The 14,545-nt window shown below is 66.9% G+C and carries 16 protein-coding genes and 1 riboswitch; of the genes, 14 read left to right on the forward strand and 2 right to left on the reverse strand.

Going from position 1 to position 14,545, the window contains the following annotated elements; translation table 11 throughout:
• Positions 1 to 40: 40 nt before the first annotated feature.
• The 13 genes from def to ACLQ7E_RS12695 all read left to right on the forward strand — a co-directional run bounded on the left by def (position 41) and on the right by ACLQ7E_RS12695 (position 11,332).
• Complete coding sequence (def, locus tag ACLQ7E_RS12635; protein WP_411732921.1) at positions 41 to 616, forward strand: peptide deformylase; 576 nt, start codon at positions 41 to 43, stop codon at positions 614 to 616.
• On the forward strand, positions 613 to 1,551 hold the full coding sequence (gene fmt, locus ACLQ7E_RS12640; RefSeq protein WP_411732922.1) for a methionyl-tRNA formyltransferase: 939 nt from the start codon (positions 613 to 615) through the stop codon (positions 1,549 to 1,551). The genes def and fmt overlap by 4 nt, the downstream gene beginning before the upstream one ends.
• Positions 1,548 to 3,101, forward strand: a complete 1,554-nt coding sequence (locus ACLQ7E_RS12645) for an RsmB/NOP family class I SAM-dependent RNA methyltransferase (RefSeq protein WP_411732923.1) — start codon at positions 1,548 to 1,550, stop codon at positions 3,099 to 3,101. Before fmt ends, ACLQ7E_RS12645 begins: the two co-directional genes overlap by 4 nt.
• Positions 3,102 to 3,150: 49 nt before the next feature.
• Positions 3,151 to 3,822, forward strand: coding sequence for a ribulose-phosphate 3-epimerase (gene rpe, locus ACLQ7E_RS12650; protein ID WP_411732924.1), 672 nt, complete (start codon positions 3,151 to 3,153; stop codon positions 3,820 to 3,822).
• A 20-nt stretch (positions 3,823 to 3,842) separates the two neighbouring features.
• A riboswitch (FMN riboswitch) is annotated at positions 3,843 to 3,990 on the forward strand.
• Between the two features lie 154 nt (positions 3,991 to 4,144).
• Positions 4,145 to 4,846 carry a nicotinamide riboside transporter PnuC gene (gene pnuC / locus ACLQ7E_RS12655; protein WP_411732925.1) on the forward strand — a complete coding sequence of 234 codons (702 nt, stop codon included), beginning with the start codon at positions 4,145 to 4,147 and terminating at the stop codon, positions 4,844 to 4,846.
• The gene (ribD, locus tag ACLQ7E_RS12660; protein WP_411732926.1) at positions 4,846 to 5,898 is read left to right on the forward strand and encodes a bifunctional diaminohydroxyphosphoribosylaminopyrimidine deaminase/5-amino-6-(5-phosphoribosylamino)uracil reductase RibD; all 1,053 of its coding nucleotides are present in this window, start codon (positions 4,846 to 4,848) and stop codon (positions 5,896 to 5,898) included. Before pnuC ends, ribD begins: the two co-directional genes overlap by 1 nt.
• Positions 5,899 to 5,909: 11 nt before the next feature.
• Entirely contained in the window at positions 5,910 to 6,542 is a 633-nt protein-coding gene (locus ACLQ7E_RS12665; protein WP_411732927.1) for a riboflavin synthase, read from the forward strand.
• Positions 6,539 to 7,822, forward strand: coding sequence for a 3,4-dihydroxy-2-butanone-4-phosphate synthase (gene ribB / locus ACLQ7E_RS12670; protein WP_411732928.1), 1,284 nt, complete (start codon positions 6,539 to 6,541; stop codon positions 7,820 to 7,822). The genes ACLQ7E_RS12665 and ribB overlap by 4 nt, the downstream gene beginning before the upstream one ends.
• Positions 7,819 to 8,301 carry a 6,7-dimethyl-8-ribityllumazine synthase gene (gene ribH, locus ACLQ7E_RS12675; protein ID WP_411732929.1) on the forward strand — a complete coding sequence of 161 codons (483 nt, stop codon included), beginning with the start codon at positions 7,819 to 7,821 and terminating at the stop codon, positions 8,299 to 8,301. The genes ribB and ribH overlap by 4 nt, the downstream gene beginning before the upstream one ends.
• Positions 8,302 to 8,532: 231 nt before the next feature.
• Positions 8,533 to 8,796 carry a phosphoribosyl-ATP diphosphatase gene (locus tag ACLQ7E_RS12680; RefSeq protein ID WP_217391016.1) on the forward strand — a complete coding sequence of 88 codons (264 nt, stop codon included), beginning with the start codon at positions 8,533 to 8,535 and terminating at the stop codon, positions 8,794 to 8,796.
• Between the two features lie 109 nt (positions 8,797 to 8,905).
• A complete protein-coding gene (hisG, locus tag ACLQ7E_RS12685; RefSeq protein WP_411732930.1) occupies positions 8,906 to 9,754 on the forward strand; it encodes an ATP phosphoribosyltransferase in 849 nt (282 codons plus the stop codon).
• Between the two features lie 65 nt (positions 9,755 to 9,819).
• Positions 9,820 to 10,590 (forward strand): imidazole glycerol phosphate synthase subunit HisF, encoded by a 771-nt coding sequence (gene hisF / locus ACLQ7E_RS12690; RefSeq protein ID WP_411732931.1) that lies wholly within the window; start codon positions 9,820 to 9,822, stop codon positions 10,588 to 10,590.
• Positions 10,565 to 11,332, forward strand: a complete 768-nt coding sequence (locus tag ACLQ7E_RS12695) for a GNAT family N-acetyltransferase (RefSeq protein WP_411732932.1) — start codon at positions 10,565 to 10,567, stop codon at positions 11,330 to 11,332. The genes hisF and ACLQ7E_RS12695 overlap by 26 nt, the downstream gene beginning before the upstream one ends.
• Here the strand turns inward: ACLQ7E_RS12695 and ACLQ7E_RS12700 are convergent.
• On the reverse strand, positions 11,329 to 11,898 hold the full coding sequence (locus ACLQ7E_RS12700; RefSeq protein WP_411732933.1) for a TetR/AcrR family transcriptional regulator: 570 nt from the start codon (positions 11,896 to 11,898) through the stop codon (positions 11,329 to 11,331). The two genes, ACLQ7E_RS12695 and ACLQ7E_RS12700, sit on opposite strands and share 4 nt — an antisense overlap.
• Positions 11,899 to 12,071: 173 nt before the next feature.
• On the opposite strand from ACLQ7E_RS12700, the gene ACLQ7E_RS12705 reads away from it, so the two are divergent.
• Entirely contained in the window at positions 12,072 to 14,081 is a 2,010-nt protein-coding gene (locus tag ACLQ7E_RS12705; RefSeq protein ID WP_411732934.1) for an amidase, read from the forward strand.
• Positions 14,082 to 14,158: 77 nt separating this feature from the next.
• Here ACLQ7E_RS12705 and ACLQ7E_RS12710 read toward each other — a convergent pair whose 3' ends face one another.
• The gene (locus ACLQ7E_RS12710; RefSeq protein WP_411732935.1) at positions 14,159 to 14,440 is read right to left on the reverse strand and encodes a hypothetical protein; all 282 of its coding nucleotides are present in this window, start codon (positions 14,438 to 14,440) and stop codon (positions 14,159 to 14,161) included.
• Positions 14,441 to 14,545: the final 105 nt, after the last annotated feature.

The raw sequence follows: 14,545 nt of genomic DNA on the forward strand, positions 1-14,545 counted from the left end.
ATTGCCGGAACTGCAGCCGGCCGAAGGGAGACCGGACCGCATGGCCGTCTTAGGTATTCGCATCGTTGGCGACCCAATCCTGCGAACACGAGCAGATGAGGTTACCGAGTTTGGTCCTGAACTGCGCAAGCTCGTCGCAGACATGGACGAAACCATGGAGAACGTTGAAGGTGCAGGCCTAGCCGCACCCCAGGTTGGCGTCTCCTTGCGGGTCTTCACTTACCAAATCGCCGGAGAACGTGGCCACCTGATCAATCCGGTGCTTGAACTGGGCGAGGAGTACCAAGACGACGTGACCGAGGGCTGCCTGTCCATCCCGGGCCTGGGCTACCCGGTGCGCCGGCGCCAGTGGACCCGGGCCACAGGCGTGGACGTGGATGGAAACCCGGTGGTCGTGGAGGGCGAGGGCTTCCTCGCCCGCTGCCTGCAACACGAGACCGACCACCTTGACGGAATCCTCTACATCGACCGGCTTGAGGGTGAGACGAAAAAGGATGCGTTCCGCAGGCTGCGCGACTCCAGCTACAACTCGGTTGCCGCAAGCACCGTGACCAAGCGCAGCTCGGCCCTGGGATCCAGCTTCGGCGCCGGCGCAAGCTTCGGACGCCAGGCATGAGGGTCCTGTTCGCCGGGACCCCGCAGGTCGCCGTCGCCTCCCTCGACCAGCTGGTCAAGGACGGATTCGACGTGGTGGCGGTGCTCACCCGCGAGGACGCCCCGGTCGGGCGCAAGCGCGTCATGACCCCGTCCCCGGTCGCTGCACGCGCCGCGGAACTGGGCATCGAAATCATCCACGCCAACCGTATCGACGCGGAAACCCAGGAGCGCATTGCCGCGCTGGAAACCGACATCGCGGCGATCGTCGCCTATGGCGGACTGGTCCCCGAAAAGGCGTTGGGCATTCCCCGCCTGGGCTGGGTCAACCTCCACTTCTCACTGCTCCCGGCCTGGCGCGGAGCCGCACCGGTGCAGCACTCGATCATGGCAGGGGACGACATCACCGGGGCGGTGACCTTCCAGCTCGAAAAGGGCCTTGACACCGGTCCGGTCTTCGGGACCCTGACCGAAGCCATCGACCCGGCCGACACCGCCGGTGAGCTCCTGGGGCGCCTGGCGGTCTCCGGATCGATCCTGCTGTCCCAGACCCTTTCGGGCCTGGACACCGGCGCCCTGGTGGGCGTCCCGCAGCAGGGGGAGGGCAGCTACGCGCACAAGCTCACCCTGTCCGACGGCAAGATCGACTGGAATGCCCCGGCGCTGGCGATTCGCCGGCGAATCAACGGAATTACCCCCGATCCCGGCGCCTGGGCGGAACTGGACGGGCAGCGGTTCAAGATCGGCCCGCCGTCGCCGGCCCCCGACATTGATTCCCTGGCCCCGGGCCAGGTGTTGATCACCCCCGGCAAGCAGCCGCGCGTCGTGGTGGGCACCGGATCACATGGACTTGAACTTGCCCTGGTGCAACCGCCGGGCAAGAAAATGATGAATGCAGCAGATTGGGCGCGAGGCATTCTCGCGTCCGGAACCGTGGATGAGGTGAAATTCGCATGAGCGAATTCGGACAGGGACGTTCCGACCGTCCGCGACGCAGCGAACCCAACCGCGGCGGTGGCCAGGAACGTCGCAGCGATGCCGGCCGCACCCGCAACCGCGGGGGAGCCGGGCCGCGCCAATTCAGCGCCTCCGCTCCCTCGGCCCGCAACCGCCGGGCCGACCAGGCCCGGCTGACCGCCTTCGAGGTGCTGCGGGCGGTTGCCGAAAACGACGCCTACGCGAACCTGGTGCTTCCGGCCCGGATCCGCGAACACCACCTCGACCGCCGCGATGCCGGCTTCGCCACCGAACTGACCTACGGCGCCTTGCGTGGCCAGGGCCTGTACGACGCGATCCTGGCCCGCTGCGTCGACCGCCCGCTGGACCAATTGGACCCGGCGGTGCTGGACGCGCTGCGCCTGGGAGCCCACCAGTTGCTGGCCATGCGCGTGCCAAGCCACGCGGCCCTGGACGAGACCGTGTCGCTGGCCCGCATGGTCATCGGCGCCGGCGCGTCCGGGCTGATCAACGCGGTGTTGCGCAAGGTATCGCTGAAGGACCTGGAGACCTGGAGCGGCGAACTCGTCGCGGGCATCACCGATGAAAGCGCCGCGGCTGCCCTGGTGCATTCCCACCCCGAATGGATCGTGCGGGCCCTGCGCCAGGCGCTGGTCGCCCACGGTCGCGACGCCTCGGAAATCACCGAACTGCTCATCGCCGACAACCTGGCGCCGGTCGTCAACCTCGTGGCGCTGCCCGGCGTCGGATCGCTCGACGAGGCCCTGGACCAGGGTGCGGAGCCGGGGACCCTGGTGGCCGATTCGGCCTACTACCAGGGCGGGGACATCGCCCGGCTTTCCTCGGTGCGCGCGGGAAGCACCCGCGTCCAGGACGCCGGCTCCCAGCTGGTGGCCCGCGCCCTGGCCCAGGTGGCGCTGCCCGATAACGGCGAAGACACCTACTGGCTGGACCTGTGCGCCGGCCCCGGCGGCAAGGCGGCGCTGCTGGCCGCGCTGGCCGCCGAACACGGCGCCAAGCTCACCGCCAACGAACCTGCCCAGCACCGTGCCGAACTGGTCAACAAGGCGCTGGTGGCCATCGACCCCGAGACCTGGATGATCTCGGTGCGCGACGGGCGCGAATACGGCGAAGCCGAATACGCCGGAGGCTATGACCGGGTCATGGTCGATGCGCCGTGCTCGGGCCTGGGCGCGCTGCGCCGCCGCCCCGAGTCCCGGTGGCGCAAGAGCCCCCGCGACGTCGCCGAGCTGACGATCCTGCAGGGCGAGCTTTTGGATGCGGCGCTCAGCGCCGTGCGCGTGGGCGGCGTGGTCGCCTACGTGACTTGCTCGCCGCACCCGGCCGAAACCGTTGCGGTGGTCGATGACCTCTTGGCCCGGAACAAGAACGCCAGGTTGCTTGACACCGGGGCGGCGCTCGAGTCGGCAGCGCTTCCGGGACTGGCATCCGCCGCCCGCACCGTGGGCGAGGGAAGCACCATCCAGTTGTGGCCGCACATCCACCGCACCGATGCCATGTTCATGGCGCTGTTCACCCGCACCGCCTAAAGGTGCCGGTCCGCCCGGCGGGCCGGCTGCCAGGAGCCAGAAGGAAACCATGCGTACCTGCCAGATCAATCCGTCGATCCTGTCGGCCGACTTCACCAACCTCGAACGCGAACTCACCCGGATCCACACCGCCGACGCGGTGCACGTCGATGTCATGGACAACCACTTCGTGCCCAACCTGACCATCGGCCTGCCGGTGGTGCAACGGTTGGCCGAGGTCAGCTCACTGCCGCTGGACGTGCACCTGATGATCAGCGACGTGGATCGGTGGGGCCCGGGCTACGCGGAGGCCGGTGCCGCCTCGGTCACCTTCCACGCCGAGGCCTCCGCCGCGCCGATCAAGCTGGCGCGGGACTTGCGGGCCGCCGGCGCCAAGGCGTCGATGGCGCTGCGCCCCGCCACGCCCATCGAGCCGTACCTGGACATGCTGCCGGAACTCGACATGGTGCTGCTGATGACCGTGGAGCCCGGATTCGGCGGACAGGCGTTCCTGGATCTCGTGCTGCCCAAGATCCGCAGGGTGCGGCGGGCCATTGACGGAACCGGCCTGCCCATCGCCCTGCAGGTCGACGGCGGGGTCACCCGCGAAACGATCCTGCGCGCGGCCGAGGCCGGGGCCGACGTCTTCGTGGCCGGCTCCTCGGTGTACGGGACCGAGGATCCCGCCGAGGCGGTAGTCACATTGCGAAATCTCGCGGCCCGGACACCGGTTTCCATGTAATACTAAGAGCTACAACTACACAACGTGCTCCGGGGTCGGTGTAAGTCCGAACCGGCGGTTATAGTCCGCGACCCAAGCCACAAGATCCTTTCGGGGATCCCAAAGGCCTGGTTGAACTGGTGAAATTCCGGTACCGACAGTTAAAGTCTGGATGGGAGAAGCACGTACACGCAACACCAGCGCCCTCGCTAGTGCGCAAGGCAAGGATGGACGGGAATCCACGTGATTTCCCTCGAATCCCGAACCTTCGCCAGCGGGTCGGCCAATAAGGTGGAACCGTCGTATCGAACCCCCGGAGCCATCGCGGCTTGACAGGAGGACGATGGATTTTCTGCGGTGGCTCATTGAAGCTTTCAATTCTTACATCACGGTAGGCAGCAGCGCGCTGCTGGTACGCGAAGTGGTGGGCAACGTCTTTGGACTTGCCTCCGCCCTGGGCGGCATCCGCCGCAAGATCTGGGCGTGGCCCGTCGGCATCGTCGGCAACGTCCTGTTGCTGACGGTCTTCCTCGGCAGCATCTTCGGCCAGGATCAAACGGCCAATCTGCTTGGCCAGGCCGGACGCCAGATCATGTTCATCGCCGTGTCCTTCTATGGCTGGCAACGATGGAAATCGAGCCGGGCATCCGGCGGAAGCGCGGTCACCCCGCGCTGGGCCACCGGCACCGAACGCCTGTCTCTGGCGGTCATCATGGTCATCGGCACCGTCGCACTGACCCCGCTCTTCGGCGCCCTCGGATCCTATGAACCGGTCTGGGCCGATGCCTGGACCTTCGTCGGTTCCCTGCTCGCCACCTACGGCATGGCCAAGGGACTGGTCGAATTCTGGCTGATCTGGGTCCTTGTCGACGTGGTCGGCGTGCCCCTGCTCTTCAGTGCCGGATACTACGCCAGCGCCTTCATGTACCTCTTCTACGGGTGCTTCACGCTGGCCGGGTTCTTCATCTGGTGGAAGGCCAAGAACAATGCCAAGCCACGTATCGAAACCGAGATGCCCGACCCGACGGTGAAGGTGCACGGCTAATGCAATCCTCACGAGCCCTGGCCGCCATGCGGCTTTCCCTTGAACTGGCCCGCCGCGGCACCCGCGGCGCAAATCCCCTGGTCGGCGCCGTCATTGTTGACCCCGCGGGCACGATCCTGGCCACGGGTTACCACCGTGGCGCGGGCACCCCGCACGCCGAGGCCGACGCACTGAACCGCCTGGGCACCATCGATCCGGCGGCGGCACGCGCCGCGACCATGCTGGTCACCCTCGAGCCCTGCAACCACACCGGCCGCACCGGCCCCTGCTCCCGCGCCATCATCGACGCCGGAATTGGCAACGTGATCTTCGCGGTCGCCGACGGCGGCGAGGAGGCCGGCGGGGGAGCACAGACGCTGCGCGCGGCGGGCGTCAACGTCGACCAGGGCCTGCTGGAGGCCGAAGCCACCGAGCTGAACCACCGCTGGTTCGCCGCACGCGCCGCCAACCGGCCCTTCACCACCCTGCACCTGGCCCAAACCCTTGATGGGCGGATCGCGGCCAAGGACGGGACCAGCCAATGGATCACCTCGCCGCGCTCGCTGCTCCACGCCCATGAGGTCCGTGCCCGCGTGGGCGCCATCGTGGTGGGCACCGGAACCGTGATGGCCGATGACCCGCGGCTGAACGCACGCGACGAACTCGGCGAGCCCTTCGGCTCCCAGCCCCGACGCATCGTCATGGGCCGGCGCGACATCCCCGAGGACGCGGCACTGAAGGCCGACGGAAACTGGGAACAGGTCCGCTCCCGCGACCCGCACGAAGTCCTGGCGCTGGTCGCGTCCCGCGGCATCGACCACGTGTTGATCGAGGGAGGTGCCTCGATTGCCACGGCGTTCCTGGAAGCGGACCTGGTCGATGAGATCTTCCTCTACCAGGCACCGCTCTTCCTGGGCTCCGGCCGCGGCAGCGTGGGGGAGCTGGGGGTAGACACCCTGGCGGCGGCCCGGCGCTTCCGCCTGGATGCCGTCGACGGGGAAGCTGTACGCATGCTGGGCCCAGACACCCTCACCCACCTTGAACCCATGCCAACCGGCACCGGAACACCCTAAGGAATCCACTCATGTTCACCGGAATCATCAGCGGCATGGGCCGCATCGAAGCAATAGACGCGACACCGGAAACCGACTCGGTCATCCTGCGCATCAGCGCGCCGAACCACACCGAGAACCTGGAGCTGGGCGGGTCCATCGCCGTCAACGGCGTGTGCCTGACCGCCACGTCGATCGCCGGGGACATCCTGTCCCTCGATGTCATGGGCGAGACGCTGCGCCACACCACCATCGGCGCGCTCGCCCAGGGCGAGGGCATCAACCTGGAACGTTGCGTCCAGGCCGGCGGCCGGCTGGACGGGCACGTCGTGCAGGGCCACGTCGACGGGGTCGGGCACCTCTTGGAGCACGAGTCCCTGGGAGCCTGGGACCGTTTCCGCTTCTCCATCCCCTTCGAACTGGCCCGGTACGTGGCCAAGAAGGGGTCCATCGCCATTGACGGGATCTCCCTGACCGTCACCGAGGTTTCGGACGCGCACGAAAAAGAGCAGTGGTTCGAGGTCGGAATCATCCCCATTACGCTGCGCGAAACCGCCCTGGGCCAACGCGTGCCCGGTTCCGCGGTCAACCTGGAAGTGGACGTCATGGCCAAGTACGCCGAGCGTCTGGCATCATTCAACAACATCGAAAGCAGCGCATCATGAGCACCGATTCCATTCGCCTGGATTCCATTGACGCCGCCATCAGCGCCATGGCCGCCGGCCAGGCGGTCGTGGTCGTCGACGACGCCGACCGCGAAAACGAGGGCGACATCATTTTCGCCGCCGAGTTCGCCACCCCGGAGCTGATGGGCTGGACCATCCGGCACTCCTCGGGCGTGGTCTGCACCCCGATGGACGGGGACCGGGCCGACGCCATGGGCCTGCCGCCCATGGTGGAAAACAACCAGGATGCCAAGGGCACCGCGTACACCGTCTCCTGCGATGCCGCCCATGGGGTCAGCACAGGCATCAGCGCCGCCGACCGTGCACTGACCTCCCGCATCCTGGCCGATCCGGCCTCCGGTCCCGACCTGATCACCCGCCCCGGCCACATCTTCCCGCTGCGCGCGGTGGATGGCGGGGTGCTGGTGCGCCGCGGGCACACCGAGGCCAGCGTCGATTTGTGCAAGGCCGCGGGCCTGGAACCGGTGGGAGTCATCGCCGAGATCGTCCACGATGACGGATCGATGATGCGACTGCCCGCGCTGCGGGAGTTCGCCGACCTCTGGAACATCCCGCTTATCAGCATCGAGGACCTGGCCGCCTGGCGGGCCACCATGGACGCGGAGCCGGCCGTGGGCACCAGTTCCGCAGCGGTGCAGGGCGGGCCCGAGGTCAGGGTCCCCACCCCGTACGGCGAGTTCATGGTCCGCGCCTGGCGTGAGCGCGGCAGCGGCACCGAGCACCTTTCGCTCAGCGCCACTGGCCCCGACGGCGCCATGCCGGTCGAACCGCTGGTGCGCGTGCACTCCGAATGCCTCACCGGCGACGTGTTCGGTTCCTACCGCTGCGACTGCGGGGAACAGCTGGCCGCCGGACTGGAGGCCATCAACGAATACGGCGGGGTGATGGTCTACCTGCGTGGCCACGAGGGCCGCGGCATCGGGTTGGCCAACAAGATCCGCGCCTACGCGCTGCAGGACGGCGGCGCCAACACCGTGGCCGCCAACGAGCAACTGGGCCTGCCGGTCGACGCGCGAACCTACGACGCCGCCGCCGCCATCCTCCACGCGCTGTCCATCAGGCGGATCAGGTTGATCACCAACAACCCGTTGAAGGAAGAATGGCTGGAACAGGCCGGAATCGCCGTTTCCGAGCGCGTCCCCACCCGGGTGGCGGCACGGCCCGAAAACCTTGAATACCTACGCACCAAGCAAAATTTGATGAATCATTCTTTGCAGTTGCCATCAACCGAAAACACCAATCCAGGAGTGAAATCATGAGCGGACACGGAGCACCCCTCGTCGGGGCCGACGAATTGGCGGCGGCCGGCGAGGCCGGCATGCGGGCAGTGATCGTCGCCGCCAGCTGGCACACGCAGATCATGGACGGCCTGCTGGACGGCGCACTGCGCGCCGCAGCCGACGCCGGGATCAAGACCCCCGAGGTCATCCGCGTACCGGGCACCTTCGAGCTGCCGGTGGCCGCGGCACGCCTGGCGCATTCCTATGACACCGTCATCGCGCTGGGTGTGGTCATCCGCGGCGGTACCCCGCACTTCGACTTCGTCTGCCAGGGTGCAACCATGGGCCTCACCGACGTCACGGTCCGCACCGGTGTTCCGGTCGGTTTCGGTGTGCTGACCTGCGACACCGAGGAACAGGCCATTGCCCGTGCCGGCCTGGAAGGTTCCATCGAGGACAAGGGCTACGAAGCCATGAGCGCGGGTCTGCAGACCGCCGTCGCGCTGGCACGCCGCTAGCAAAACCCTTCACGCCGCCGCCCGCGCACCGGTACCCGCATGACGGGAGATACACCGGGGGAGCGGGCAGCGGCGTGTTTGTTGGTGCATGGCCCGTGGTCAAGTGCCGATTGGGTCGGATGCGCGGAAGCCGGGACATGGGCGCGTCATCTTGGCCCGAAGCCGCGAGTCCTTCGTCACATTGGGGGCGCGGTTGTGAATGCGGACAACGGGCCAAGATACCCTGACTATGTGAAAACTTTTGACACTCTCTTCGCCGAGCTCTCCGAGAAGGCCAAGACCCGCCCCGAAGGTTCGCGTACCATCGCCGAACTGGACTCCGGCGTTCATGGCATCGGAAAAAAGATCGTGGAGGAAGCCGCCGAAGTCTGGATGGCTGCCGAATACGAGTCCGACGAGGCCACCTCCGAAGAAATCTCCCAGCTGCTCTACCACCTCCAGGTGATGATGCTGGCCAAGGGCCTGACTCTGCAGGACGTTTACAAGCATCTCTAGCCGCCGCATCCGGGATGTTTTCCTCTCCCGTGCAGCGGTGGCCAACAAGCACCAATTTGTTGTCCTTATGCCGTAATACCCCCACACAGTCTGAAAAGAGAACCGCACTATGTTGCGAGTAGCACTTCCCAACAAGGGAGCCCTGTCCGAAATCGCCTCGACCATGCTGTTGGAGGCCGGATACGTCCAGCGCCGCGACAACCGCGAACTGGTCATGGTCGACCCCGACAACGACGTGGAGTTCTTCTACCTCCGTCCCCGTGACATCGCCGTGTACGTCGGCGGCGGCATCCTGGATGTCGGCATCACCGGACGCGACCTGTACCTGGACGCCGAGGTCAACGACCACGTCGACGAGGTCCTGCCGCTGGGCATCGGTGCCTCCACCTTCCGCTTTGCCGGTCCCGCGGGAACCTTCGCTTCGGCGCAGGAACTCAACGGCAAGCGCATCGCCACCAGCTACGACGCACTGCTGCGCCAGTACCTGGAAACCAACAACATCGATGCCTCGGTGGTCCGCCTCGACGGGGCCGTTGAGTCCTCGGTGCGCCTCGGCGTGGCCGACGCCATCGCCGACGTCGTGGAAACCGGCAACACGCTCAAGGCAGCGGGCATGGCGGTCTTTGGCGATCCCATCCTGCAGTCCGAGGCAGTGCTCATTGGCCGCACCGGCCGCACCCCCGCCGGGCTCGAGGTGCTCAAGCGCCGGCTCACCGGCGTGCTGGTGGCCCGCCGCTACGTCATGCTTGATTACGACGTGCGCAGGGACCTGGTCGACGAGGCCACCCGGTTGACCCCGGGCCTTGAGTCCCCGACGGTTTCCCCGCTGCAGGACTCGGACTGGGTCGCCGTGCGCGCCATGGTGAAGAAGAACCAGACCAACAACATCATGGATGAGCTCTACGACCTGGGTGCCCGCGCCATCCTTGTCACCAACATCCACGCCTGCCGCATCTAGCGCCCGGCCCCTTCCCGGGCCCCTCAAGAACACCCCTCATTGCTTTTCTAGGAGTTGGTCCCCTCATGGCTGTTGCGATCCGCGTGATCCCATGCCTCGATGTCGATGCCGGACGAGTCGTCAAGGGAGTGAACTTCGAGGGGCTTCGGGATGCCGGCGACCCGGTGGAACTGGCCAAGCGCTACAACGCCGCGGGCGCCGATGAAATCACCTTCCTCGATGTGACAGCCTCCTCGGCCAAGCGCGAAACCACCTACGACGTGGTGGCCAAGACCGCCGAGGAAATCTTCATCCCGTTGACCGTCGGCGGAGGGGTGCGCGCCGTCGAGGACGTCGACCGCCTGCTGCGCGCCGGCGCCGACAAGGCCTCGATCAACACCGCTGCGGTCGACCGGCCCGAGGTCATCAACGAGATCACCCGGCGCTTCGGGTCCCAGGTCCTGGTGCTTTCGCTGGACGCCAAGCGCACCGATGACCCGAATGTCGAATCCGGCTTCGAGGTCACGACCCATGGTGGCCGCACCGGCACCGGACGCTGCGCCGTGGCCTGGGCCAAGGAAGCGGCCGAGCGGGGCGTGGGGGAAATCCTGCTGAACTCGATCGACGCAGACGGCACCAAGGACGGCTTCGACCTGGAAATGATCCGCGCCGTCCGCGCGGCCGTCACCGTGCCGCTGATTGCCTCGGGCGGCGCCGGGGCGCCGGAGCACTTCCCGCCGGCGATTGCCGCCGGCGCCGATGCGGTGCTCGCAGCCTCGATCTTCCACTTCGGCCCCGACGACATGATCAAGCAGGTCAAGGACGCCATCCGTGAAGCCGGTTTCCCGGTTCGCTAGACCTGCATCCCTGGACTCCATCATGTCCGGGGGCTGGCGGGCACTCGAGACGGAAAGCATTTCGGGATGGGTGTGCCGCTTTTCCCACGGCGTCACTCGCCGTGCCAACTCCGTGCTCCCGCTGGCCGGGCCTGTTGATGTTGCCGGCGCGATCGACGACGTCGAGGCCGCCTACCGAAGCCGCGGACTGCCCCCGGTCTTCCAGATCAGCCCGGATTCCCTGCCCTGCGACCTTGACGCGATCCTTGCCGCCAGGGGATACGCGCTCGATTCCCCGACCCTCGTACAGCTGTTGGCGCGCGATGATTTCGCGCAGGCCGCAGCAAACGATCCCGATCCCCGGGTCGCCTTCGAAGACAGCGCCTCGGTGGAATGGCTCGCGGCCTTCTGGGAATCCGAGGGCCCGCACTCACCGGCCGCGCAGGCCATCAGCGAACGAATCCTGGGTAACACCCCGTCCGTCTACGCCTCGCTGACCATCGACGGGCACATCCATGCCGTGGCCCGGATGGCCCTGGTGGGGGACCTTGGCGGGATCTATGCCGTGGCCACCCGCGAGGAATCGCGCTCCCGTGGACATGGTCGTGCCGTGATGCGGGCGCTGGTGGCCGAAGCGGGGCGCAGGGATCTCGCCGCCCTCTGGCTACAGGTCGTCGAGGCCAACGCGACCGCCGCTGCGCTCTATTCGTCCCTGGGGTTCGAAACCGTGTCGCGCTACCACTACCGCCAGCTGCCCGCTTAGCGCCTCTCTGGCAGGATCGCGTCCAGTCCGCGTTTCAGTGCGGCGCGTGCAGCAGCGGTGTCCAACTGGCCGGAAAGCCAGCGTCCGGAAATGCCCTCGACCAGGGCCGTGAGCAGCAGGGCCGTCTCCCGGCATGCTTCGGTCCCCGCGCCCGTGTGCCCCGTGACCAGCTCGGCGACGTGGGACTGCCATGCTGCGGTGGACGTGGACAGGTGCCTGGCCAGTGGCGGCTCAAAAACGGCGATGGCCCTGATTTCGTTCCACACGATCGACTTGGCGCGCACCGACTCGTCGTCCTGGATCTCGCCCAGCAGCAACTCCAGCAGCAAGCCACGTGACCCGACACCGCCGGCCACAGGTTCCTCGCGCCGGGCCACCGAGTCCACGTTCACGTACTCCAGGGCTGCCGCCAGCAGGCCATCGCGATCGGCGAAGTGGTAGTAGACCAGCCCGGTGGACACCCCTGCCTGTGTGCAGACGTCTTGTATGCGCATGCCGCGGACCCCGTCACGGGCGATGCAGATGCTGCACGCCTCAAGGATTCGTTGCCGGGTGTCGTTGGCCATGACCGGTGCCGCGCCTTTCCCTCCGTGTCCGGGGTCTTCCCGCACCGTGGATTACACGCTATCTTTAACTGAATACTCAGTCAATTCTAGTTTGCTCCTTCCCGCCGGGCGTTTCGGCTTGTCGCCGCCTCGGCCTCGCGGGACGGGGCACCACCTGTGAGGGGAATCCGCCAATGGGCTTGCCGTTCAGCATCCATGAAGCCTCCATCGAGGACGTGCTGCTTGCCCTCGATGGAGGAACAGTCACCGCCGTCGAAGTGGTGGCCGCCCACCTTGCCCGGGTGGGGCGCTTCGACAGGTCCTCGGTGCGCCTCAACGCCATGGCAGTGCTGAACCCGAACGCCTTTGCCGAGGCCGCCGCATCCGATCGCCGTCGCCGAGTGGGCCAAGCCGGCTCGCTCGAGGGTGTGCCCTTCACTGTCAAGGACAGCTACATGGTCGCCGGGCTCACCGTCGCCGCCGGGTCGCCCGCCTTCAAGGACCTCGTGGCCCGGGACGACGCCTTCACGGTGGCATGCATCCGCGAGGCCGGGGGAGTGCTGGTGGGCAAGACGAACATGCCTCCCATGGCCGACGGCGGCATGCAACGCGGAGTCTACGGACGCGCCGAAAGTCCCTACAACACCAACTACCTGGCGGCGGCCTACGCCTCCGGCTCCTCCAACGGTTCTGGGGTCGCCACCGCGGCGAGCATGGGTGTCTTCGGCATGGGGGAGGAAACCGTGTCCTCGGGCCGCAGCCCGGCCTCCAACAACGGCCTGTGCGCCTACACGCCCTCGCGCGGGGTCATCTCCATCCGCGGCAACTGGCCGCTTTTCCCGACCCGCGACGTCGTGGTCCCGCACACCCGCTCCATGGATGACATGTTCCGGCTGCTGGACGTGATCGTCGCCAACGATCCGGAGACCACGGGAGATTTCTGGCGCCACCAAAAGGCCGTGCCGCTGCCGGCGGCATCGACCGTCCGCCCCGAGCGCTACGCCGGACTGGCGGACCCCGAGGCCCTGGCCGGCAAGCGCTTCGGCGTGCCGCGCATGTACCTGGGCCAGGACGCCACATTTCCGATCAAACCGCGCCCCAGTGTCCTGAAGCTCTGGGAGGCCGCGCGGGCCCGGCTCGAGGCCCTTGGCGCCACCGTCGTCGAAGTCGACTTCCCGATGATTGAAGAATACGAGGGGGACACCCCCGGCGGAGAGCAGCTCGGTTCCCTCGGTGTGCTGCCCGAAGGGTGGATGGACCTGGAATTCAACGAGATCCTTGCCCACGGCTGGGACACGTTCCTGCGGGAGAATAACGACCCCGCTTTGAACCGGCTGGAAGACGTGGAGCATTTGCAGATCTTCCCGGCCCCGGCCGGATCGCTGCCCGACCGCTACGAAGAAGTTGAGGACTACGAGAACCGCTACCGCGACGTGGTGAAGATGGCGGCGGACGGGCTTCCCGACCCGGCCATGCTGCCCGGGTTTGGGCAGGGACTCAAGGCCTTGGAAACGCTGCGCAAGGAACTCTTTGAAGACTGGCTCACCGAGCTCGACCTGGACGGGGTGCTCTTCCCTGCCAATTCAGACGTCGGTGCCGCCAACGCGGACATCGACACATCGGCCGCCGATCGGGCCTGGGCGAACGGGGTCTTCTTCTCCAACGGCAACTACGCGATGCGCCACTTCGGCATCCCGTCCGTCACCGTGGCCATGGGATTGATGGAAGACATCGGCATGCCGGTGGGGCTGACCTTCGCCGGACCCGCCTATGCCGACAACGTGATCCTGGGCTGGGGATGGGCCTTTGAGGATGCCGGGACGTTGCGCCACCCACCGGCCCTCGCCCCCGAGCTGCCCGGCGACAGCCACAGGATGGGGACCCGCGCCGAGGTTCCTGCCGACGCTGAAGTGCCCCGGATAGGCATCGACGGGCGATTCGATCCGCGGTCCTATAACGAGGGTGCCCGCAGGCTGCTGTTGGAAGGAGAAATCCAGGCGGCCGAGGACGCCGCTATCCGGCTGACCGTGAACGGCGAGCCGACGGCCGTGTTGCGCGCGGGAACCTCGTGGAGTGCCACCGCGATCCTGCCCGCTGCCGTGGAACCGGCGGCCACCGGTTCAAACCCGGCCGGCAGCGTTTTGGCAGTCATCCATGTAGTGGCTCCGGGTGGGCTTGCGGCAGGGGACTTCACGGAAATCTAGCGGAATCCGAACTCGTCCGCGAATGTGGTCAGGGCTTGTGATCAGGCACCGGAGACCAATGACTGGCCGGGCAGGTGTCAGGCCTGGTCATTGACGAGCTGGATGGTTCCAACGGCGGAGAGCTTGCCGGCGAACCCGAAGGCAGCTTCGGATAGTTCGGCCTCGGCGACCTTGCGCGTGCCGTCCACGTCGCCGTTCAAGACACTGGGAGCGAACCGGACATGGGTAGCATCCTGGATGCCTACGAAATTCAGCCAGTCAGCAAAGAAGGTGCTGCTGAAATCAGAACCAAAGGCGGCCGGCACGCCGGGGGCGTAAACGCCGCTGGTGTGGATGGCGAGGCTCTGTTTGCCCTCCAACAGGCCGCGGCCGCTGTCCTGCGATGCTGTATTCCACCAGGATCCTGCCAGGGGTCAGTCCACCAGATTCTCGGGCCGACCGATGAATCGAACTTGTACTTGATG

Origin of the sequence: Paeniglutamicibacter sp. (assembly GCF_046714615.1) — a bacterium.
Lineage (GTDB): Bacteria > Actinomycetota > Actinomycetes > Actinomycetales > Micrococcaceae > Paeniglutamicibacter.